This window comes from Thermosynechococcus sp. (assembly GCF_046299635.1).
Taxonomy (GTDB): Bacteria; Cyanobacteriota; Cyanobacteriia; order Thermosynechococcales; family Thermosynechococcaceae; genus Thermosynechococcus.
The window spans coordinates 45,323-66,085 of sequence record NZ_JBKBHV010000005.1 but is presented as its reverse complement, the minus strand read 5'-3'; the positions used below and the strand labels follow the sequence as shown (position 1 = coordinate 66,085).

General features: G+C 54.7%; 18 protein-coding genes and 1 tRNA gene. 11 read left to right on the top strand and 8 right to left on the bottom strand.

Going from position 1 to position 20,763, the window contains the following annotated elements; genetic code table 11:
- Positions 1-6 precede the first annotated feature (6 nt).
- From ACK4IR_RS03320 to ACK4IR_RS03310, 3 genes are read left to right on the top strand one after another with little or no spacing between them, the layout of a single operon-like run.
- The gene (locus ACK4IR_RS03320) at positions 7-447 is read left to right on the top strand and encodes an acyl-CoA thioesterase (RefSeq protein WP_409872507.1); all 441 of its coding nucleotides are present in this window, start codon (positions 7-9) and stop codon (positions 445-447) included.
- Positions 448-487: 40 nt separating this feature from the next.
- Positions 488-814 (top strand): 2Fe-2S iron-sulfur cluster-binding protein, encoded by a 327-nt coding sequence (locus ACK4IR_RS03315; protein WP_409872506.1) that lies wholly within the window; start codon positions 488-490, stop codon positions 812-814.
- 5 nt (positions 815-819) lie between these two features.
- Complete coding sequence (locus tag ACK4IR_RS03310) at positions 820-1,416, top strand: CPBP family intramembrane glutamic endopeptidase (protein WP_409872505.1); 597 nt, start codon at positions 820-822, stop codon at positions 1,414-1,416.
- Here ACK4IR_RS03310 and ACK4IR_RS03305 read toward each other — a convergent pair.
- From ACK4IR_RS03305 to ACK4IR_RS03285, 5 genes are all read right to left on the bottom strand, one after another.
- Positions 1,413-3,032 (bottom strand): HD domain-containing phosphohydrolase, encoded by a 1,620-nt coding sequence (locus ACK4IR_RS03305; RefSeq protein ID WP_409872503.1) that lies wholly within the window; start codon positions 3,030-3,032, stop codon positions 1,413-1,415. The genes ACK4IR_RS03310 and ACK4IR_RS03305 overlap by 4 nt on opposite strands.
- Before the next feature lie 67 nt (positions 3,033-3,099).
- Entirely contained in the window at positions 3,100-4,020 is a 921-nt protein-coding gene (locus ACK4IR_RS03300; protein WP_409872501.1) for an NAD(+) kinase, read from the bottom strand.
- Positions 4,021-4,024: 4 nt separating this feature from the next.
- Positions 4,025-5,581, bottom strand: coding sequence for a circadian clock protein KaiC (kaiC, locus tag ACK4IR_RS03295; RefSeq protein ID WP_409872499.1), 1,557 nt, complete (start codon positions 5,579-5,581; stop codon positions 4,025-4,027).
- A 76-nt stretch (positions 5,582-5,657) separates the two neighbouring features.
- Positions 5,658-5,984: a circadian clock protein KaiB gene (gene kaiB / locus ACK4IR_RS03290; RefSeq protein WP_409872497.1), complete on the bottom strand. Its 327-nt coding sequence runs from the start codon at positions 5,982-5,984 to the stop codon at positions 5,658-5,660.
- 5 nt (positions 5,985-5,989) lie between these two features.
- Entirely contained in the window at positions 5,990-6,841 is an 852-nt protein-coding gene (locus ACK4IR_RS03285) for a circadian clock protein KaiA (RefSeq protein WP_409872495.1), read from the bottom strand.
- A 212-nt stretch (positions 6,842-7,053) separates the two neighbouring features.
- Here ACK4IR_RS03285 and ACK4IR_RS03280 point away from each other — a divergent pair, with 212 nt between their 5' ends.
- Positions 7,054-9,186 (top strand): histidine kinase dimerization/phospho-acceptor domain-containing protein, encoded by a 2,133-nt coding sequence (locus tag ACK4IR_RS03280; protein ID WP_409872493.1) that lies wholly within the window; start codon positions 7,054-7,056, stop codon positions 9,184-9,186.
- Here ACK4IR_RS03280 and hemL read toward each other — a convergent pair.
- Positions 9,177-10,412 carry a glutamate-1-semialdehyde 2,1-aminomutase gene (gene hemL / locus ACK4IR_RS03275; RefSeq protein WP_409872596.1) on the bottom strand — a complete coding sequence of 412 codons (1,236 nt, stop codon included), beginning with the start codon at positions 10,410-10,412 and terminating at the stop codon, positions 9,177-9,179. The genes ACK4IR_RS03280 and hemL overlap by 10 nt on opposite strands.
- A 316-nt stretch (positions 10,413-10,728) precedes the next feature.
- On the opposite strand from hemL, the gene ACK4IR_RS03270 reads away from it, so the two are divergent.
- Both ACK4IR_RS03270 and ACK4IR_RS03265 read left to right on the top strand, forming a co-directional pair.
- The gene (locus tag ACK4IR_RS03270) at positions 10,729-10,956 is read left to right on the top strand and encodes a hypothetical protein (protein WP_409872491.1); all 228 of its coding nucleotides are present in this window, start codon (positions 10,729-10,731) and stop codon (positions 10,954-10,956) included.
- On the top strand, positions 10,911-11,762 hold the full coding sequence (locus ACK4IR_RS03265; protein ID WP_409872489.1) for a prepilin peptidase: 852 nt from the start codon (positions 10,911-10,913) through the stop codon (positions 11,760-11,762). The genes ACK4IR_RS03270 and ACK4IR_RS03265 overlap by 46 nt, the downstream gene beginning before the upstream one ends.
- Here the strand turns inward: ACK4IR_RS03265 and ACK4IR_RS03260 are convergent.
- On the bottom strand, positions 11,759-12,445 hold the full coding sequence (locus ACK4IR_RS03260; RefSeq protein WP_409872488.1) for a hypothetical protein: 687 nt from the start codon (positions 12,443-12,445) through the stop codon (positions 11,759-11,761). The two genes, ACK4IR_RS03265 and ACK4IR_RS03260, sit on opposite strands and share 4 nt — an antisense overlap.
- A 109-nt stretch (positions 12,446-12,554) precedes the next feature.
- Between ACK4IR_RS03260 and alaS the strand changes: the two genes are divergently transcribed.
- From alaS to ACK4IR_RS03245, 3 genes are read left to right on the top strand one after another with little or no spacing between them, the layout of a single operon-like run.
- Positions 12,555-15,230, top strand: a complete 2,676-nt coding sequence (gene alaS / locus ACK4IR_RS03255; protein WP_409872486.1) for an alanine--tRNA ligase — start codon at positions 12,555-12,557, stop codon at positions 15,228-15,230.
- Between the two features lie 33 nt (positions 15,231-15,263).
- Entirely contained in the window at positions 15,264-16,499 is a 1,236-nt protein-coding gene (locus ACK4IR_RS03250) for an LL-diaminopimelate aminotransferase (RefSeq protein ID WP_409872484.1), read from the top strand.
- 3 nt (positions 16,500-16,502) lie between these two features.
- Positions 16,503-18,995, top strand: a complete 2,493-nt coding sequence (locus ACK4IR_RS03245) for an O-antigen ligase family protein (protein ID WP_409872482.1) — start codon at positions 16,503-16,505, stop codon at positions 18,993-18,995.
- Position 18,996: 1 nt separating this feature from the next.
- Here ACK4IR_RS03245 and ACK4IR_RS03240 read toward each other — a convergent pair.
- Positions 18,997-19,070: transfer RNA gene (locus ACK4IR_RS03240), tRNA-Met, on the bottom strand.
- Between the two features lie 307 nt (positions 19,071-19,377).
- On the opposite strand from ACK4IR_RS03240, the gene ACK4IR_RS03235 reads away from it, so the two are divergent.
- Positions 19,378-19,989 (top strand): hypothetical protein, encoded by a 612-nt coding sequence (locus tag ACK4IR_RS03235; RefSeq protein ID WP_409872480.1) that lies wholly within the window; start codon positions 19,378-19,380, stop codon positions 19,987-19,989.
- A gap of 61 nt (positions 19,990-20,050) precedes the next feature.
- Positions 20,051-20,749, top strand: a complete 699-nt coding sequence (locus ACK4IR_RS03230) for a response regulator transcription factor (protein WP_409872478.1) — start codon at positions 20,051-20,053, stop codon at positions 20,747-20,749.
- Positions 20,750-20,763 lie beyond the last annotated feature (14 nt).

Genomic DNA, 20,763 nt, shown 5'->3' with positions numbered 1-20,763 from the left:
GCAGAGATGAATACGATCCCACTGCGAGCCTATGAGCGTACAGTGCATTTTGCCGATACCGATGCCGCCGGGGTAGTTTACTTTGCCAATCTGCTGCGGTTTTGCCATGAGGCCTACGAGGATGCCCTTGCCCAGTTGGGGGTGGATTTGCGGGAGTTTTTCGGTAGCCGTGGCCTGATGGTGCCGATTACGGAGGCGCAGGTGCGGTTTTTGCAACCCCTCTACTGTGGCGATCGCCTGCGGGTGACCATTGACCCCCAAAGACTAGATCACAGCCGTTTTCAGCTGAGCTATACGCTCTACAGGGCAGAGGGCGATCGCGTGGCCGTGGCTCAGACGCAACATATTTGCCTGCAATTACCGGAGCGCCGACGGGTGGCCATTCCTGACCCTTTGAGCTGCTGGCTAAAGTCTGCCCTCGAGGAGGGGGGCGATCGCACGGATTAGGGCGATAATCAGAGATGTAGTCTCGTAGCTTACTGGCAGAATGACCCAAACCTTTCGTGTTGAGATTCTGCACCGGGGGCAGACCTACACCTTTGAAGCCCCTGCCGACAAATCCCTCCTGCAATCGGCCACCGCTGCGGGAATCGATCTCCCCAGTTCCTGTAATGCCGGGGTGTGTACCACCTGTGCCGCCCAAATTCAGGAGGGGAGCGTTGACCACGGCGATGCCATGGGCTTAAGTCCTGAACTGCGGGAAAAGGGCTATGTGCTCCTCTGTGTGGCTCGCCCCTGCTCGGATTTGAAACTGATCTCTGAAAAAGAGGAAGAGGTCTATCATTTGCAATTCGGTCAATTCCAAAAAGCTTAAGGCCTATGGCGGAGTCTCCCCTGCCCGAGGAGTTCCTCAGTCGCACGCAGGTGCTAGTGGCCATGGCATTGACGGCCATCCTGTGGCTGATTTTGGCGCGGGTGTGGCTATTGACCCCCTTTTCAGGAGGACTCTTGCCGCTGCGCTGGGAGGGCCGGACGGTTGTTCTGGGGATTGCCCTCTGTTTAGGAATTACAGGCATGGGAACTATTTTGTATCACCTCTGGCCGGCCTATCGCCATGCCTCCGATACCTACCTGAAACTGGTGCTTTCACCGCTGCTGTGGCCGGATTTATTTTGGATTGGTATTCTGCCCGGCCTCAGTGAAGAGCTGCTCTTTCGGGGCGTACTCCTACCGAGTCTGGGTCTGGACTGGACAGGGATTATCGGCAGTTCGGTGTGCTTTGGCATTTTGCATGCCGGATCGCGGCAGCAGTGGCCCTATGCTGTGTGGGCAACCGTTGTTGGCGGCCTCTTTGCCTATAGTGCTGTGGCAACGAATAATTTACTCTTGGCGATTGTCGCCCATACCTGTACCAATTGGCTGGCGGCAACCCTTTGGAAGGTTTCGTTTTCGGGATCGTCGCCCCCTCAGCCCTAGCGCTGGTGCCCCAGCACTCGAAAGACCTCCTGCTGCTCAAAGAGTTCAACGAGATCGGGATTGATCTTAAATTCCTGAGCCTCCTGCCGCAAAATCTTGAGGGCGGCATCTACGGGCAGGCTCTTTTTGTAGGGGCGATCCTTGGCGGTCAGGGCATCGTAAATGTCGGCGATCGCCAGCATTTGGGTTTGTAGAGGAATCTCCGTTGCCCCAATCCCACGGGGGTAGCCGCTGCCATCTAAGCGCTCATGGTGACCATAGGCAATGATGGGCACATCCTTCAGGTGGGGGGTCCAAGGAATGCGGGACAGGAACTGGTACGTATGGGTCACGTGGGCTTCAATGAGCCGCCGCTCCCGTTGGGTAAGATTGCCCCGCCGCACCAAGAGTTGTTCCAGTTCCTCGGCTGTAAGCAGGGGATGGAGTTCCCCGTCAATTCCGCGATAATAAAACTGGGTTAATTCCTGAAGGCGGGCAAGGGGTTCTTGGTCGAGAATTTGCGGCTCGTTGGCCTGCTCTAGCAACTGCCAATAGGTTTCAAGGGTAACCAGTTGTTGCCGCAGTTCTTCATCCAAGTGCCGCAAAAAGGCGCAGTGGTGACAGGCCTGCTCTGGGCTGTGAGCCGTATGGGGATGGCAGAGGAGATAGTTCACCTTGGCTTGCGCGGTTTCCATTTCGAGGGTGCGGCGCACAAGGGCAAAGCGTTGGCGAATCACCTCTAGTTGTTCTGGGAACAATTTCTTTTGCTTATTGAGAATAGCTTCGGGCACCCCCACTTTGCCAAAGTCATGGAGCAACGCCGCATAGCGCAGTTCTTGCAGTTGGCGATCGCTAAAGAAGACATCCCGAAAGACCCCCCTAGAGGTCTCATGAGTCACCTCCGCAAGGTGCACCGTCAGCGCTGCCACCCGTTCGGAATGACCGGCAGTGGTCGGATCCCGTGCCTCAATTGCCTGCACTGAGGCCTTAACAAACCCTTCAAAAAGCTGCTCAATGCTCTCTAAAAGATGGTTGCGCTCGATAATCACCGCCGCTTGACCGGCCAGCGATCGCACGATGTGTTCTTCCCAAGGGCTATAGGGTTGGGTGAGAGCCACGGTGGTTGCCGGCGTCAGGCGGGTGTCGGGCGATCGCTTGCGGTTGATCAGTTGCAGAACACCAATCACCTCACCATTGACATTTTGCATCGGCACCACCAACACCGAGCAGGTTCGATAGTGCAGGACTTCATCAAAGGAGCGATTGAACTGGTACACCTCGCTGCCTTCGAGGGCATAGACATCGGCAATATTCAGGGATTCCCCCGTCAGCGCGGCATAGCCCACCAAGCTCGTTGGCGTTAGGGGAATGGTGGTATCGTGCACCTGCTCAAGCAGAGCTACGCTGTCGTTTTGCGCCGCCTTAAATTCCAGCACCGCCGGCTCTGTTTGCCGCTGTACCAGAAAAATTGTGCCCGCATCGCTAGCAGTAATTTGGCGACTTTTGGTGAGAATAAGATGCAGCAGTTCCTCTAGAGATTGGCTTGCCGAAAGAGCAATCCCGATTTCTAAAAGCTGATCGACAAGCGTTTCAGCATCGGAGCCGAGAATGGCTCGTTCAAGGGAGCTGACCGTCATGGCAAAAGACCCGTAAGGAATGCGCCCATTATAGAGGCGTCTCAAAAGAGCAGTTGTGATCTAATTGCTAATTGCGGTGATTGTTGTGATAGCGAATGCGTGCCCCTGCCCAAGCCAACTTCTCCCGCAATGTCTGATAAAAGGAGTAGTGATCCCGCAGGATAATAAAGCGGGCTTGACAATCGGCCATTGTCACCTGTACCCGCTGTCCCGGCCAAATGGAGGTGGCCAGTACGCCATCCATCCACAGTTTGGTATTCAAGCTGTGATCATCCAACGGCCAAATGCTCACTGCGGAGCGGGCAGGCAAGACAATCGGGCGGCTCGATAAACTCAGGGGACAAATGGGGGTGACCACGAGGGCTTCCATCCCCGGATGCAAAATGGGGCCATTGGCTGCGACTGTATAGCAGGTGGAACCAGTGGGGGTGGCCACCAACAACCCATCCCCTTGGTACTGATCCACAACATCGCCATCAATTTCCATTTCGAGGATAGATGTAATCATGCGATCGGCAGACGCCGGCTTAATACACATTTCATTCAGCGCATAGTAGCGATCGCCCACCACTTCAGGATGCAATTTTGACCCTTCAAAAACTTGGGCTTGCAGCATCATCCGCTGTTGCATCGCGTACTCGTCCCGTTCAAGGCGATCCCAAACCACCTCCATATCACGAAACAGTTCCAGCGGCTCCGTCAAAAACCCCAAATGCCCCCCCACATTTACCGCCAGAATGGGAACCCCAGCCGCAGCCAAATGCCGTGCTGCCGCTAAGGAGGTGCCATCTCCCCCCAACACCACTGCTAGATCAATGGGTTCGGTCACCGACGCCATAAAGACGGGGTAGGGATTGTCCTTAGGGCCACTTGGTCCGACGAGCACATTGGCACCCCGTTGTTGCAGTTGACGGCAAGCACGATCCGCCCATTCCTTACTCTGGCGATCGCCTGCTTTGTGCACCACAATCACTTGGTTTAACTGCATGGGGCTACTCGTTTTCTAGGTTCTGCATCCCCTTGGCAATCCGTGCCAGCTCCGTTTTTTCGTCCACTGAAATACGGGTGGGGGTACCGCTGATAATGCCCTCGAAATTGCGGAAAGAATCGCGGATTTCGGCCCCTTTCTCAGTGATGACATACTCGCGGATGCCCTTATCATGCCAAGACCCCCGCATCTTAAACACGTTAATTGCCCGCGACATTTCACCGCGAATTTCTACATACTGCAACAGCAAAATTGTGTCTGTGATCGTGGAGATATGGGACTCTGTAATGGAGTTTGACCCCATAAACTGATCCGTCGTGTTGGTGAAAAAGCCCGTGATCTCCTCCTGCTTGGCAAAGCCTGTAACCCCAATCACAAACTGACGGAAGGCATTATTACTTACGCCCCGTGCCAAAGCGGACAGAGAGTCAATGGCCACCCGCGAGGGCTTAAAGTCGGCAATCTCGGACTTAATAATCTGCAAGTGATCCTCTAGGCCGGCAGACTCGGGATAAGCACAGATAATCCGCAAGAGACCCCGCCGCTCCAGCTCCTCAAAGTCAATGCCCCAAGAGGAGGCATTGCGGGACAGTTGCGCCCGCGACTCTTCATAGGCAAACAGCAGTGCCCGTTCGCCCTGTTGGCACCCTGTCTCCAAGAACTTGCTGACCAAGAGGGTTTTGCCGGTTCCGGTGGCTCCTGTGGCCAGAATAATCGAGTCCTTGAAAAATCCGCCGCCACACATTTCATCGAGGGTTTTGACGCCCGAGGAGACCCGCACATTAGAGGAGCGTTGGGTGAGGCGCATCGCCCCCAAGGGGAAGATATTGATGCCGTTGTTGATTGTAAAGGGATATTCTCCTTTCATGTGGGTAGTGCCCCGCAGCTTGAGAATTTCCACCGTCCGCCGCCGCCGTTCCCCCTCCAGCACATTGCGCAAAATCACCACATTATCGGAGACAAACTCCTCCACCCCAAAACGCGCCACCGGGCCATATTCATCCACCCGCTCCGTGGTCATAATCGTCGTCACCCCCAACTGTTTGAGGCGAAACGCCAAGCGAAAAATTTCCCGCCGCACCACTGAAGCTGCATCGTACTGTTGAAAAACGGCCGTTACCGAATCAATCGAGACGCGGGTGGCTTTGTATTTGCGAATGGCATATTGAATACGCTCAATGAGAGCGGACAGATCAAAATCTCCAGCCACCTCTTGGCCGTCGGGATCCGGAGAGGCGTCGAGGATAAACAGCTTCCCTTGATCAATGAGACTTTGCAGATTCCAGCCAAAGCTAAGGGCGTTTTTAATAATGTCTTGGGGAGACTCTTCAAAGGTAACAAAAATGCCTGCTTCGTTAAAAATTGTGATGCCGTTATAAAGAAATTGCACCGCAAAAAGGGTCTTGCCGGTTCCGGAGGTGCCACTGACCAATGTGGTACGTCCTTGGGGGAGTCCACCATGACTAATGTCGTCAAATCCCTCGATCATCGTTGGGATTTTCTTAACTTCCGCAGGGGACTGCCTAGGGGTGCCTAACTGACTTTCTGGTAGGTTCGTCATAGAAGATTTTTAGATCGAGTATTCTGCAAAAAATTCCAAAAGGTTATTCTAAACCGAGACACTTTAACCACTGTGCTTATTCCAAATCAAGTTCCTCGTCGGACTGCTCACCAATCTCTTCGTACAGCAAGTCCAAGCCGATGAGAACTTTCTCACGGTTCGACAAATCGCCGATGATACGACGTACCGGTGGCGGTAAGACCTTGGCGAGGGTCGGTGTAGCCAAAATTTTATCCTCCTCGGCCAATTGGGGATTTTTGAGGACATCAATCACCTTCAGGGCATAGACGCCCTTAAATTCTTTTTCAAGGATATTATTGAGGGTTTTAAGAGCACGCACGGAGTTGGGCGTATTCCCGGCCACGTACAGTTTAAGCACGTAAGTCTTCCGCAGAGGAGCCATAGGAGTTACACCTCACGCGGAATAGAGCGACGATACATTTCGCACAGATGGGCGATGACATCAATCAGTGTCAAGCGATAATCGAGCAAAATGTCCTCACTGCGACCTTCAAGTTTGAGCTGCTTAGAAAAATTATCCATGAGTTCAACGTGAATCTCTAGGACTTGGGAGACGGAAATATCTGCGAAGAATGCCTTACTCACAAATTCGTCAATATGCTCATTGACTTTGGCATCGGTGTTAAAGTACTCAAGAACAATGGTACGATAAATAGAGCGTAATTCATCGAGGAGTTTGCGCTTATCGGCGGCAGACATACGGCGGAAGAAAAATGCGGTGTCCCGCTTGTAATAGACGCCAAGATAGCCCAGACGTTCTTTTAACTTTTGGGAGAGGCGGTGCTGCGGATCAACGTTACTACTGTCTTTGAGGGCCGGCATGCGAAACATGACGTGGGGAGGCACCGCACACCCCGGACAGAGCTTCACAAATCCGGTAATCGCCTCTTCGATTTGCTGGTTGAGCTGATGTAGCTGATCGGTGGTGAGAATGACTTCAGCTACGTGGTAGTGAGGCCCAAGGGGTGGGGGAGAGGGAGCCGCAGGAAAAATGAGAATGGCGGGCAACAGCGTGGCACTATGGTGGAGATAGGTAATGATTTGCGGAGTGCCCTCTCCCCATTCTAGAATTAAACAAGCAACGCTATTTCGCCGTTCCTCTAAATAGGTACAAAATTCTTTTTCATTTGAAAAGTAAACGAGTTCATCGATCTCGGAGTTATGCAAACGTACCAGTTCTTGGCCAATGGCGGGCGAGTAAACTAAGCCACAGATTGTTAGTGCGGTTGACTGCGCCACGTGCTTTCAGGACTTGGGTTTGCATCTGATAGCATCCTATCACTTTCTCGCTAGCGGTGGCAGTGTTTTCTGGAGGAGTGTTGCCATTTCATTACAAGCTTAGAACCGACAGCCCTGCCCATAAAACACGCTCAAAAATGGAAAAGCCTGCGTAAAACGGCATCCTATCTCATTATTTGATGTATCCCCCATTTCACAAAAGGGCTTTATCCATGAATTCCCTCTCCTTAGCCAACTTTACTGAACCTGCGATGACAGTGGGTGCAGGTCTATCTCTCAGCGAGGTGTACCAGCGTTGGCAAGAAACGCTCCCAGAAGTGATCGTCATTGTGGACGGCGGCCAAGTGCCCATAGGGGTGGTGCAGGGTTGGCGGTTGGCGTTGAGTTTGGAGCGGGAAGAGCAGTTAGCCAACTTGGCAGTGGGCAGTGTGACGGCTTCTTGGCGATCGCCCGTGGTGGTGGTACCCGCAGCGTGGACACTATTGCAGTTTCAGGGGTGGTTGCGCAGCCAAGCCCAGATGCCGGCCTATATTGCGCTTGTGGATGCAGAGGGTTGCTTTTTGGGACTACTGGATCAGCAACGCTTACTCTATCGCTGGGCGTGCCAGCCCCCCTTGCCTTGGCTGGAGGTGATTGAACAATTGCCTTTGCCGGTACAAATTCAAAACACCCAAGGCAGAGTCGTTTGGCAAAATCGGGCTTGGTCAGAATACTTAACTGACTTTTTGCCCCTAGTACAGCCTAAATTTGAGGGCCTCAATTGTCAGGCGCTAGAGGCGCAATCGCTCTGGCAGGTGTGTTCGTTTCCCTTGAGTTTAAAGTCGTTGCAGGGGGAGAAGACAAAGAGTGGCGTCGCGGTGGCTAGCGATCGCTACTGGCTCTTTTTTGCCCAACGGCGGCCAGAGACCGATCCCACAATCCCCACCCGCTTGCACCAACTGCGTCTACATCAGCAAAAGCGCCTTCTTCTGAGCCTAGGGCATGAGCTGAAAAATCCCTTGACTGCCATTCTCAGCCTCACCCAACTCCTGTGGCAACACCCTCTACCAGAGCAACAGGACTACCTTACTCTCATCCAACGTAGCAGTTGGCAAATGAATCGCCTCATTCAGGCGTGGCAGGACTACACCCGTGCCCTCTGGCGAGAGTTGGAATTGCAATGGGAAGCGGTAGAATTGGCGGGCTTATGGTTGCGATCGCAGGAGTTGGCGGAGCATCTCTACAATCTGACCCCGCCGGGTTGGCAGTGGCAGTGGCAAATTGATCAGCCCTTGAGCCATGTGTACCTCTACGGCGATGCTCTACGGCTACGGCAGATTTTTGCCCATCTCTTGGGGTGGCTGATGCGCTTTCCCAGCGATCGCTACGGACTGCGCCTGAGTCGCTGGCAAAACTGGCTGGCTCTGCACCTATGGGAAGAAGGACATGGCATTCCCCTCAAAGATCACGATCGCCTGCTGCACGAATGCGTCGAGGACTACGCCGAAGTAACAATGGGGCTGATGCTCGCCCGCCAACTGTGTCGTCTCCACAATGGTGAGCTTTCCTTTATCGCCCAAGCTGACGACTCCAGTGAATGGACGATACTCCTGCCCTTTGCCGAGGAACTTCCCCCTGAATTACCCACTACAGCTCAATTGATCCTTTTAGTCAGTAATGATGCCACGTGGCTCGTGGACACGACTGCCGCATTGCGACGCAGTCACTACGGCTATATGGTCGCTCGGCATCCCCTTGAAGCCCTTGATAAGCTGGAGCAACTGCAACCCACGGCAATTGTCGTGCGCCCCGCCAGTAGTTTGATTTTGGCTGATGTGGTCGAAAGTCTGACCACCAGTCCCTTCACTGCCACTGTCCCTTTAATCATCGTCTCCGATGAAGCCACCCCCTTGGGTTTGACCGGTTTTGTACAACGGCTGCCTTTGAGTAGCCCTCCCAGTCTGCTGATTGACGTTCTTGATCGCTGGTGTTTTCCGCGATTGGCTGCTCCCGCCAAAGAACCTACCTTCGAGCGTCCCCTCCTGAATCAAACGGTGCTCCGCCTCGGCTTACTTCATGAGATTAGCCTGCCCCACCTGCGGCTTCTCGAAGCAGAAGACCTTGAACAGGCCGATCTCTTGGTAGAGATTTGGCAGCCCGATGCTCTGATTTGGGATTTACCCGCTGACGAAGTTCCCCATCTGGAAAATCACCCCAAACTGCGAAAACTCCCCATGATTACCTTGGCAGAAGATAGCAGCCGAGCGATTCATGAATTAGGGGATGTCATGGTTTTTCCTTGCCTCAACCCTGAGGATCTAATGGAGGTGGTGCTCCTTGCCGCAACTGTCAAAGCTCAAAGCTGACTCAACACGGTGCGCGCTGCGGCAATGGTGCGCTCAATATCTGCCTCGGTATGGGCAAGGGAAGTAAAGCCGGCTTCAAACTGCGACGGCGCAAGGTAAATCCCCTGCTCCAGCATGCCCCGGTGGAAGGCGGCAAACTTTTTCAAATCGGACTGCTTAGCTTGCTCATAGTTGGTCACCGGCCCAGCAGTGAAAAAGAGACCAAACATACCGCTGATGTGCCCACCACACACCGCGTGGCCAAACTCCCGCGCTGCCTCTAGCAACCCCTGCACTAGCTTGCCGGTGATCCGATCCAGTTGTTCATAGCTGCCGGGGCGACTGAGAATTTCCAAGGTTTTGATGCCCGCTGTCATCGCCAAGGGATTGCCAGAGAGGGTACCCGCTTGATACACAGGGCCTGCGGGCGCCACCATCTTCATAATGTCAGCGCGACCCCCATAGGCACCCACCGGTAGGCCACCGCCAATCACTTTGCCGAGGGTGGTGAGATCCGGTGTGACGCCAAATTTTTCTTGAGCACCCCCATAGGCAATGCGAAAGCCGGTCATTACCTCATCAAAGACCAAAAGGGCACCGTACTGCCTCGTCAGCTCCCGCAGTCCTTCGAGAAAACCGGCATCCGGCGGAATAAAGCCGGCGTTGCCGACCACCGGTTCAAGGATCACCCCCGCAATCTCATCGGGATACTGCTCAAAGAGGCGACTGACCGCTTCCAGATCGTTATAGGGCGCCGTTAATGTGGCGGCAGTGGTTGCTTTCGGCACGCCGGGAGAATCGGGTAAGCCCAGGGTGGCTACCCCTGACCCTGCTTTGACCAAGAACATATCGGCATGGCCGTGGTAGCAGCCTTCAAACTTGATCACTTTTTCCCGCTGGGTATAGGCTCGCATTAGCCGCAGCACTGCCATACAGGCTTCGGTGCCGGAATTCACAAAGCGCACCATCTCGACGCTAGGGACAGCGGCAATCACCATTTCCGCCAAGATATTCTCCAGCACACAGGGGGCACCAAAGCTGGTTCCCTTTTCGAGGGCGGCATGGAGGGCGTCAATCACTTCGGGATGAGCATGGCCGACGATCGCCGGCCCCCACGACCCCACATAGTCAATGTATTGGTTGCCGTCCACATCCCAAATGTGGGCACCCTTAACGTGGTCAAAGACAATGGGCTGGCCGCCGACAGACTTGAAGGCACGCACGGGTGAACTGACGCCACCGGGCATGAGTTTTTGGGCAGCGGCAAAAATTTCTTGGGATTTTGTGGTTTGAAACACAGTCGTGGTCAACGTCAACTCCCTCAAGCATTGGCGTGCTCAAAGTATTATAGGCAATTCTTCTGCCCCTTAACTCTAGAACGTCCCATGTTGCAATTCTTTACGTCGAACAGGGACGAGTTCTCGCCTGCAAACCCTTCCTTGGAAGGCAGCGGGGCAAGGGAGAACCACTTTTGCATAGATTAAACACTTGTTAAGAAGTGACGATTGGTTCAACACCAAACCTGATTTTTGCCGAGTATTGAATTGCCGAGGAGTGGGGCACATGCCAGTTTTGCCAACCATGGAAACCGTTGATACCCCCCTATTAGCCGCAGCTCAATCCATCTATAATCTCTACCAGCAGGTTCATGGGGCAAAAGCGCTGCCGGCGGGTGTCGCGGTTAATCGGCAAACCCTGCGGGGTTATGTGCTGTTTACTAGCCAGCCGGTGCTGCTGCCTCAAGAATGCTTTATTCCCTACGATCGTCTGCCGGAAGTGACACGCCTATAACTGCACTAACTTTTTTGACCTTTGCCAGCTACTGCCTTGTCTTTGCCCTTGGCGCAGCGGTGGGCAGCTTTCTTAATGTGGTGGTTTACCGTGTACCAAGCGGGCGATCGCTCCTTTATCCGCCGTCTCGCTGCCCGGTCTGTTTGACCACCCTCAAGCCTTGGGACAACATCCCAGTTCTGGGTTGGCTACTCCTAAGGGGGCAATGTCGCTACTGCCATGCGCCCATTTCTTGGCGGTATCCGGCCATTGAGCTGTTGATGGGGTTGCTGTACGTCTTCATTGTGGCGGTGAGTGGTTGGCAGGGGCAAACCCTTGTGCTGTGGCTGTTGAGTGCGTGGCTTCTGGCCTTAGCCTTGATTGATCTAGACACGATGACCCTGCCCCATCCTCTAACGAAGTGGGGGTTGATTGTCGGCTTACTAGTCAGAGGGTTAACGACAGGTCTCGGCGGACTGACGGAGGGCATCATTGCCGCAGTGATAGGCATTTGGCTCTTTGATCTGATCCGCTGGGGGGGAGCGATCGCCCTTGGTCAGGAGGTTATGGGGGGAGGGGATAGTAAACTGGCAGCGATGATTGGGGCTTGGTTAGGTTGGCAGGGGTTGCTCGTCACTTTTTTCTTGGCCTGTGCCCTCGGTGGCCTGATGGGTGGACTGGGGATTGCCCTCGGTTGGATTCAGCGTCGCCAACCGATTCCCTTTGGACCTTTTTTGGCAGTGGCGGCTATTTTTAGTTCCCTGTTTGGGCCACAGTTGGTGCACCTTTACCTAGACACATTTTTGCCGGGGGTGTTTGTTCTTTAGGCCTGCTCAAAGAAAGACAGCTTTACAAGGTAAGCCAAGATGGCGCCCACAAGCGCCACAATAAAGCCCCAGAGGCGGGCATCCACCACCCGCTGGCGATCGCTCAACTCATTGACCTTTTCATCAAGCGCCTTGAGTTCTGCGCGTACCGTGTGAATCTCTCCTTTCAACTCTGCTTGGGCTATTTGAGCCTCTGCACGCACGACTTGGATATTATTCTTTAACTCAGATTGAACGGCTTGCAGTTCGGTACGGACTGTTTGAACATCCCCTTTCAACTCAGATTGGGCGGCTTTCAGCTCAGTGCGCACCGATTGCATGTCTCCTTTCAATTCAGTATGAACTGCTTTAATGTCCGCTTTTAGTTCAGCGTGAACAGCTTCAATATCCTCTTTTAACTCAGTGCGAACCCCTTGAAGTTCCTCCTTAAACTCCGCACGAACCCCTTGAAGTTCTCCCTTGAACTCCGCACGAAGTGCTTGCATCTCTGTTTTTAATTCGCTGCGGGTCGCATTAATTTTTTCCTCTAGGGTATTGAACTTTTCGTTCGTTGTTGCTTGATTGGTCTTAACCTCAAGGGTCAATTCGTAGAGTTGGGTTTGCATCGCTTTCATATCAGCGCGCATCCCTCTCACTTCATCAAGGAGTTGACCCAGTTCAGAACGGGTGGCTGGCTCGGTCATGGCTGTTCTAGTGAATCCTTCCGATGGAGCGCTCTATTCCCAGAGTACAATCCAGTATGATGGAATAGTATTTTTGCCGTTTGTTGCGCTCCGTTGAGACTTTGCTCCAATGACTTCGTCCCCCTCTGCGTCGGCAACAACTGCCCTCACAGGTGATCAAATTCGCCAAAAATTCCTTGACTTCTATGCCGCCAAGGGGCACACAATTTTGCCCAGTGCCTCCCTGATTCCAGAGGATCCGACGGTGCTGCTGACCATTGCCGGCATGCTCCCCTTCAAGCCGATTTTCCTTGGCCAAGAAGCACCCAAAGTCCCCCGCGCCACCACCGCCCAGAAATGTCTGCGCACCAACGATATTGAAAATGTGGGTCGCACCGCTCGCCACCACACCTTTTTTGAAATGCTGGGCAACTTCAGCTTTGGTGACTACTTTAAGGCCGAGGCCATTCCTTGGGCCTGGGAGCTGATGACCACCGTCTATGGCTTGCCCCCTGAACGGCTTGTGGTGAGTGTCTTTGAAAACGATGATGAGGCCTACGAGATTTGGCATCGCCAAGTAGGCTTGCCCAAGGAGCGCATCCAGCGCATGGGAGAGGAGAGCAACTTTTGGACGGCTGGCTCAACGGGTCCCTGTGGCCCCTGTTCTGAGATTTACTACGACTTCTCTCCAGAAAAGGGTTTAGAGGCTGTTGATCTCGATGACGATCGCCGGTTCATCGAACTCTATAACTTGGTGTTCATGGAGCTGAACCAAGATGACCAAGGGCGCCGCACCCCCCTGAAGGCGAAAAACATTGACACCGGCATGGGCTTGGAGCGGATGGCACAGGTTCTGCAAGGGGTGCCCAACAACTACGAAACGGATTTGATTTTCCCGATTATTGAGGCGGCAGCACAGCGAGCCGGAATTGACTACCGCAAGGCCGATGCCGGCACCCAAACCTCCCTCAAGGTGATTGGCGATCACACCCGTGCGGTGGTGCATCTCATTGCCGATGGCGTCACCGCCAGTAATGTGGGACGTGGCTATGTGCTGCGGCGATTGATCCGCCGCCTTGTCCGCCATGGTCGGCTGTTGGGGATGAATGAACTGGTGACCCCTGCCTTGGCGCAAGTGGCGATTGATTTGGCAGCCCATGTCTATCCCAATGTGCGCGAGCGCCAAGGGGTGATTCTCAACGAATTGCAGCGGGAGGAAGAACAGTTTCGCAAAACCTTGGATCGGGGTGAGAAGCTCTTGGCGGAGATGCTGGCTCCCCTGAAGACGGCCAAGGGCAAAAAACGCCGTAAACCGCAACTGGCGGGACGGGATGCCTTTGTTCTTTTTGATACCTATGGCTTCCCCTTGGAGTTGACCCAAGAAATTGCAGCCGAGCAGGGGATTGGGGTGGATGTGGCCGAGTTTGAAGCCTGTATGGCCGAGCAGCGGCAGCGTTCCCAGGCGGCTCACGAAACCATTGATATTACCGTGCAAGAGGGGATTGACTCCCTTGCAGATCAACTGCATCCGACGCGGTTTCGTGGCTATGACGAGTTTAGTTTGACGACGACGGTGGCAGCTATTCTAGTGGCGGGGCATCCGGTGACCACGGCAGCGGCGGGGACGGAGGTCCAGATCATCCTAGAGGAAACCCCCTTTTATGCCGAAGCCGGCGGCCAAATTGGCGATCGCGGCTACCTTGCCACCGGCAATGCCTTGGTGCAAATCCACGATGTCCAAAAGCAAAAGGAATTGTTCGTTCACTACGGCAAAGTGGAGCGGGGCAGCCTCAGCGTGGGCGATCGCGTCAACGCCCAAATCGATCTCAGCTGTCGGCGCCGAGTACAGGCGCACCACACGGCAACGCACCTCCTGCAGGCGGCCTTGAAAAAGCTGATTGATGAAAACATCTCCCAAGCGGGGTCATTGGTGGCCTTTGATCGCTTGCGGTTTGATTTTAACTGCCCCCGCCCCCTCAGCCGTGAGGAGCTGCAACAGGTTGAAGATCAAATCAATACGTGGATTAGTGAAAGCCACCCCACCCACACCAGTATCATGGCGCTCAATGAAGCCAAGGCCGGGGGGGCGATCGCCATGTTTGGCGAAAAATACGGTGAGCAGGTGCGTGTTCTCGATATTCCGGGAGTGTCCATGGAACTTTGCGGTGGCACCCATGTCCACAACACTGCCGAAATCGGCCTCTTTAAGATCATCGGTGAAAGTGGGGTGGCCGCCGGCATTCGCCGCATTGAAGCCATTGCCGGACTGGCGGTGCGGGACTATCTGCAACAGCGGGATAGCATTGTCCGCGAGTTGTGCGATCGCTTCAAAGCCAAACCAGAAGAGGTTCTGGATCGCATTAGCCAACTGCAAGCGGATCTCAAAGCCCGGCAAAAAGAACTGGAACACCTCAAAGCTGAATTGGCACTTGCGAAAACCCAAACCCTCTTGGAACAGGCCGAAGCCATCGCCAATACCCACATTCTCATTGCCTCCTTAGCAGGCGTGGATCCCCAAGGGCTAAAAACTGCCGCTGAATGGCTCCTCAACAAATTGAGCAGTGGGGTGGTTGTTTTAGCTACTCAACCGACTGCTGACAAAGTGAATCTTTTAGTGGCCGCCAGTCAAGACCTTGTGCAGCGGGGAATTCACGCCGGTCAACTGGTGGCAGAACTTGCCCAAGTCTGCGGCGGGCGCGGTGGGGGGCGTCCCAACTTTGCCCAAGCGGGGGGATCTCAACCCGAAAAATTGCCCGCGGCGCTGGCACTGGCGCGCTCTCGCCTCAAAGGGTTGCTCGAATCTTGATATATTGAACTTCCGTTCTCCCTCAACCGCACTATGGCCTTCGTCAACGCAAACTATCTCAAACTCAAAGCAGGGTATCTTTTTCCGGAAATTACTCGCCGGGTGAATCAATTTTTGCAGAGCCATCCCGATGCGCCGTTAATTCGCCTCGGCATTGGGGATGTTACCGAACCCCTGCCCGCCGCCTGTCGCGAGGCAATGATCCAAGCGGTTCAGGAAATGGGCGATCGCGCCACCTTCAAAGGGTACGGGCCGGAACAGGGGTACCCTTGGCTGCGGGAAAAAATTGCCGCTCACGACTTCCAAGCGCGGGGCTGCGACATTGAGGCCGGGGAAATTTTCATCTCCGACGGCTCCAAGTGCGATACGGGTAATATCCTCGATATTTTTGGCGCCGGCAACCGCATTGCCATACTCGATCCCGTGTACCCCGTCTATGTGGATACCAATGTGATGGCAGGGCACACCGGCGCAGCCAACGAACGCGGCGAGTACGCCGGCTTGGTCTATTTGCCGCTGACCGCTGAAAACCACTTCAGTGCCCCCCTGCCCGGTGAACCGGTGGACTTAATCTATCTCTGCTTCCCCAACAATCCCACCGGGGCGGTGGCTACCCGGGAGCAGTTACAGGCATGGGTGGACTATGCCCGTGCCCACCGGGCAATCATTTTCTTTGATGCCGCCTACGAGGCCTTTATTACCGATCCGGCAATTCCCCACTCGATCTACGAGATTCCCGGTGCCCGCGAGTGCGCCATCGAGTTTCGCTCCTTCTCAAAAAATGCTGGCTTTACGGGAACCCGCTGTGCCTTTACGGTGGTGCCCAAGGGCCTCAAGGGGCAAACCCCCGAGGGGGAGGCCGTCGAACTCTGGTCACTGTGGCAGCGGCGGCAATCCACCAAGTTCAATGGGGTGTCCTACATTGTGCAGCGGGGCGCCGAGGCCGTCTATTCCGAAGCAGGTCAAGCCCAAGTGCGGCAACTGGTGGCCTTCTATATGGAAAATGCCCGTTTGATTCGCGAAAAACTCACCCAAGCCGGCTTTGAAGTCTATGGCGGGGTCAATGCCCCCTACGTCTGGCTAAAAACCCCCCCAGGCATGGGCAGTTGGGACTTTTTCGATAAGTTGCTGCACACCTGCTATGTGGTGGGTACCCCCGGTGCGGGTTTTGGGGCAGCAGGGGAGGGTTACTTGCGCCTTTCGGCCTTTAATAGTCGCGAGAATGTCCTTGAGGCCATGGCTCGAATTGAGCAGGTCTGGCGGGGATAGCCCATGGCAGCAGAGCGAGCTATTCAGCAAGAAGGGGTTCTTCTAGGCCTGCTGACGGCAGGGGGGTATGTGCTTTTTACCCTCTTGCCCAATAGCCATAGCCTCATGACCACTTGGCCGTGGCTCCTGTTGTGGCAAGCTGCCGTCGGCGCGCCATTGCTCTGGTTGCTCTATTTTTTTGCCTATCAACGCCGTTTACCCCCCCTTGGCAACGGGGCCGATGGCGTGGTCATTTTGCTATTGGTGGGATTGGCGGTTTCAGTTCCCTCTAGCCGCTTTCCGCAGCAAGCCCTCTGGTACAGTTGGGCAGCCTTGGGTGGCTTGGCCGCTCTCTATCCCCTCAGCAGTTGGTTGCGCACACCCGAACGGCGGCGCCGTTGTCTCTACTTTCAAGGGTATGTTGTGGCTGCCCTGATTGTGCTCAGTGCCGGCCTTTGGCTGGGGAGAGAAATTCTACCGCGGCTGTGGCAGGGCACATTGGTCTTTGATCCCAACGGCCTAGGGTTTCGCAATGGTGAGCCATTTGGCCATCAAAACTACCTTGCCGGCTATCTGCTGTTGGGGTTGCCCCTGCTGGGGCTATTGGGGTTGACCGCTCCGCCTCAAACCCCTTGGTGGCGATCGCGCCCCTTTTGGCTGGGCATGCTGATCCTTGGTTTGGTGGATCTGTACACCACCTTTTCGCGGGCGGCGGCCTTAAGTTTGCTGCTGATGGGGATTCCCTTGGCTTGGCTGGGGTTAAAGGGCAAACGTGGGCGGCACTTTTGGCGATGGCTGACCCTTGGATTGGGAAGTGCCGTTGTCCTAGCCGTTGCCAATGAGCGATTGCGACAGACGGTACTGAGTCTTTTACGCGGGCAAGCGACAGGGGAAATCGCCTATCGCTGGATTACCCATCTGACGGCTTGGGAGATGGGGAAGGCTCATCCGTGGACCGGCCAAGGCCTAGGAAGTGTCCCGCTTCTGTACCAAGCCTATCGTCCCGACTGGGCAGGGGAGGAAGCCCCATGGATCTATCAACTCCACAGCACGCCGGCGCAACTGTGGGCCGAGTTGGGAATCTGGGGAATTGGGGCTTGGGTCTTGGCGGTTAGCGTTCTGGGATACTGGACGTTCAGATATCGTCGCTGGCTGGTTTCTCTGCCACCGGAAGATCAACCAGCGGCACTTACCCTGCTGGTGGCACTATGGGGCTATGGGCTATTTAGCCTGAGCGATTTTCAAGTAGACAATGTGGGGATTGCCGGTTTGTTGGTCACAGAAATTGCCCTTCTGGCCGCACTGGTGCGCAAGGGTCAGGGTCAATCTCCCCAAGGCCGTCTTTCCCCGCGCCGCACTTTGCCCTTGGTGGCTTTAGGCTTAGCAGGACTTGTCGCCATGGGAGTTTGGCTTGCTCCCGTTCATCGTGCCCGCGCCCTCAGTAGCGAAGGGTTTTGGGCACTGGCCATGCGGCCTGTCCAATGGCAACGCTTTACGGCGCTGCTCTTTCGTGCCCAAGAGTTGGTTCCGTGGGAACCCTTTTACCCCCTCCAGTTGGGCTGGAATTACGGCCATCGAGGCTTTCAAACGGCGGATCCTCAAGCTCAGGCCAATCTGTTCCGGACGGCGGTTGCCGAGCTGGAAAAAGCTGCCGATCGCGCCCCTGCCCTTGAATTTGTCCACACCTGCCTAGGCTGGCTTTATTGGCAGCAGCGACGCTGGCCGCTGGCGATCACCCACTTTGCTCAAGCGATTGAACTAAATGGCAGGCAGCCGGGCAACTTTTTGGGCCTAGGTTTTAGCCTTCTTGCCCAAGGCGATGAGTCCCATGCAATTGAGGCCTTCACCTTGGAAATCCTCACTTTCCCCCACGTCAGCACCGCCCCCTTTTGGCGATCGCCCCTGCTGGCGCCCTACTACCCCAAGGTTCTAGAGCAAGCCAAAAAGCGCTACGCTGCCCTAGAGCAAACCCTTGTCCCCGCCGGCGCGGCGGCCACCTACGCCCGCCGAGTTCATGGCCTTCTGGCTTGGTGGCAGGGAGATTGGCCAACGGCGACCCGGCGCCTACCGGCAAACCTACAGCAATCCCTTTTGGCCTTACAAGACCCGACCACAGCTCCCCCTTCCCTGCCCCGTGGGCTGCAACGCTTTCTGGAGGGGTGGCGTCAGCCGGCTCAACGGACCCAGTTGTGGGCCAATCTTTGGCAAGGGGAAAAGCTTACCGCTATTCTCCGCTCTGCCGAGGGCATCTCGGCGGCTACATCGCCCATGGCGTGGCTGCGCTCTCAGGCACCGGCAAGGGCCGTCCAATTTGAGCGGGTGGGCTTTAACCTGAATATGCGCCATGCCTTCGGCTCGATCCCGGTGGACTTTTACCGTGAGCTGCGCAATCTGCCCCTGACAACGCTGCTGCCCGATCTGTGGCCGTCGCGGGGGTTCCTGCCGGAGCTAGAAAAAGCCCTTCTTGAAGACCGCCGGCGACTACTGGAGGGGCTTGCCCTACCTGCAGAAAATTAAATGGCGGGGCATGGATTTGAACCATGGACCTTCGGGTTATGAGCCCGACGAGCTACCAGACTGCTCTACCCCGCGTTGCTCTAGCTTATTTAAGATAGCGTATGAACTAGAGGATTGGCAAGCGATCGCCAGCGGATTTACAGCCCTTTTCTCATGACTCATGAATAGAATGTACTCAAAACCGCAAAAGCGATAATGGAAAAGGCTTTGATCCCCTTTAGACATCCCATGTTTTAGACACAGTACCATCATAAATACTATTGAAACGATAGATTTTTTAATTATTACTGAGACTGAATGTAGCAGTGTTGACTTACAAAATCGCCAAAAGCAAATATAAAGAAAGTATTAAAATCCCTTGGAGTTTGTTGAACTAACTCCTTTGACTATGCTCTTACCTCCTCTACTCCTCAGCACGCTCAGGGAAATCTATCAACGCCAAATCTCAGCGCTCTCTGACAGCCCCCTGCTAACGGAACATCAGCTTCTTCTCTTGATTGAAACACTCCCAGAGGCGAGCCGTGCCACCCTAGCAACATTGCTGATGTCCTACTCTCAAGCTAAAGTGTCTCTACCCATCAACTTAGCCTACCTCTTGGCACTGGAGGGTGAAATTCTCAACCTCCTTGGGGTCACATCCGCAGTACGCCCCTTGTTTACGCCGCCGGTAGTACAGACGCTGCAAAACTATCTGCCATGGTTTAGGAAGGCAAGCCAGATCGTCCAAAATCACCTCGGGCGCGCCCTTGTGCGCAACTACTGGTTGATTACCCGCCCTACCCATTCTTGGTTGCGTGCGATTCGGGTTGAGACCTTTTACAATGAGCAGGTGCCTGCCCCCGATCGCTACCTCAACGAGGAGCAGCAAGCCCTGCTGCAAACGTGGTTAGAGGAATTTATTCTCTACTGTTATCGTCTTGTACCCACACTGCCAGCGGAAGCGATCGCTGCGGGAATTCCGGTTCCTCCTCAATTTCTACAAGCAGCGGCTTAGCTGACTGAGAATTTCGCTAAAATTTTAGTGTCCATCGGCCATTGTTAACCATTATGAAGTTGTGGAGCGTATTCTCCTAGTAGAGGATGAAACGGAGCTAGCCGATCCTTTGGGTCATATCCTACGCCAAGAGGGCTACCACGTTGACGTGGCCTACAACGGTGAAACGGCTCAAACCTATTGGCAAACACAGCGTCCCTACCACCTGTTGATTTTAGACTGGCTGGTGCCGCCACCCACAGGGCTAGAACTCTGTCAACAGTTACGCCAAGCGGGTGATGAGACCCCCGTTCTTTTTCTCACGGCGCGAGATACTGTAGATGACCGCGTATGTGGTCTGGATGCTGGTGCCGATGATTACTTAGTTAAGCCCTTTGAACTGCGGGAATTGCTGGCACGGGTACGCGCACTCCTACGACGACGGCATACGATCGGGTGTACCGCGCCCATTCTTTGCTGGCAGGATTTGCGTCTAGATGTCGAAGGGCGTCTGCTCTATCGGGGGCAACAGTGCATCTGTCTCTCGGAAAAGGAAACGGCACTTTTGGCACTGTTCCTCAAGCACCCGACGGAACTCCTCAGCCATGAATTGATTGCCAGTCAACTATGGCCGGATCAACCCTGTGTCAATCGCAACCTCTTGGCCGCCCAGATTCGGCTGCTACGCCGCAAAATCGAGCATAGCGGTGAACCCTCCTTGATTCAAACGGTCTATGGTCAGGGCTACCGACTTCGGCCGGTGGCTGCGCCTCACCGTTAAGACCCCGACCCTAA

Coding starts and splice junctions, on each gene's coding strand:
- ACK4IR_RS03320 (WP_409872507.1), top strand. CDS start 7: ATGAATACGATCCCACTGCGAGCCTATGAGCGTACAGTGCATTTTGCC.
- ACK4IR_RS03315 (WP_409872506.1), top strand. CDS start 488: ATGACCCAAACCTTTCGTGTTGAGATTCTGCACCGGGGGCAGACCTAC.
- ACK4IR_RS03310 (WP_409872505.1), top strand. CDS start 820: ATGGCGGAGTCTCCCCTGCCCGAGGAGTTCCTCAGTCGCACGCAGGTG.
- ACK4IR_RS03305 (WP_409872503.1), bottom strand. CDS start 3,032: ATGACGGTCAGCTCCCTTGAACGAGCCATTCTCGGCTCCGATGCTGAA.
- ACK4IR_RS03300 (WP_409872501.1), bottom strand. CDS start 4,020: ATGCAGTTAAACCAAGTGATTGTGGTGCACAAAGCAGGCGATCGCCAG.
- kaiC (WP_409872499.1), bottom strand. CDS start 5,581: ATGACGAACCTACCAGAAAGTCAGTTAGGCACCCCTAGGCAGTCCCCT.
- kaiB (WP_409872497.1), bottom strand. CDS start 5,984: ATGGCTCCTCTGCGGAAGACTTACGTGCTTAAACTGTACGTGGCCGGG.
- ACK4IR_RS03280 (WP_409872493.1), top strand. CDS start 7,054: ATGAATTCCCTCTCCTTAGCCAACTTTACTGAACCTGCGATGACAGTG.
- hemL (WP_409872596.1), bottom strand. CDS start 10,412: ATGCCCGGTGGCGTCAGTTCACCCGTGCGTGCCTTCAAGTCTGTCGGC.
- ACK4IR_RS03270 (WP_409872491.1), top strand. CDS start 10,729: ATGCCAGTTTTGCCAACCATGGAAACCGTTGATACCCCCCTATTAGCC.
- ACK4IR_RS03265 (WP_409872489.1), top strand. CDS start 10,911: ATGCTTTATTCCCTACGATCGTCTGCCGGAAGTGACACGCCTATAACT.
- ACK4IR_RS03260 (WP_409872488.1), bottom strand. CDS start 12,445: ATGACCGAGCCAGCCACCCGTTCTGAACTGGGTCAACTCCTTGATGAA.
- alaS (WP_409872486.1), top strand. CDS start 12,555: ATGACTTCGTCCCCCTCTGCGTCGGCAACAACTGCCCTCACAGGTGAT.
- ACK4IR_RS03250 (WP_409872484.1), top strand. CDS start 15,264: ATGGCCTTCGTCAACGCAAACTATCTCAAACTCAAAGCAGGGTATCTT.
- ACK4IR_RS03245 (WP_409872482.1), top strand. CDS start 16,503: ATGGCAGCAGAGCGAGCTATTCAGCAAGAAGGGGTTCTTCTAGGCCTG.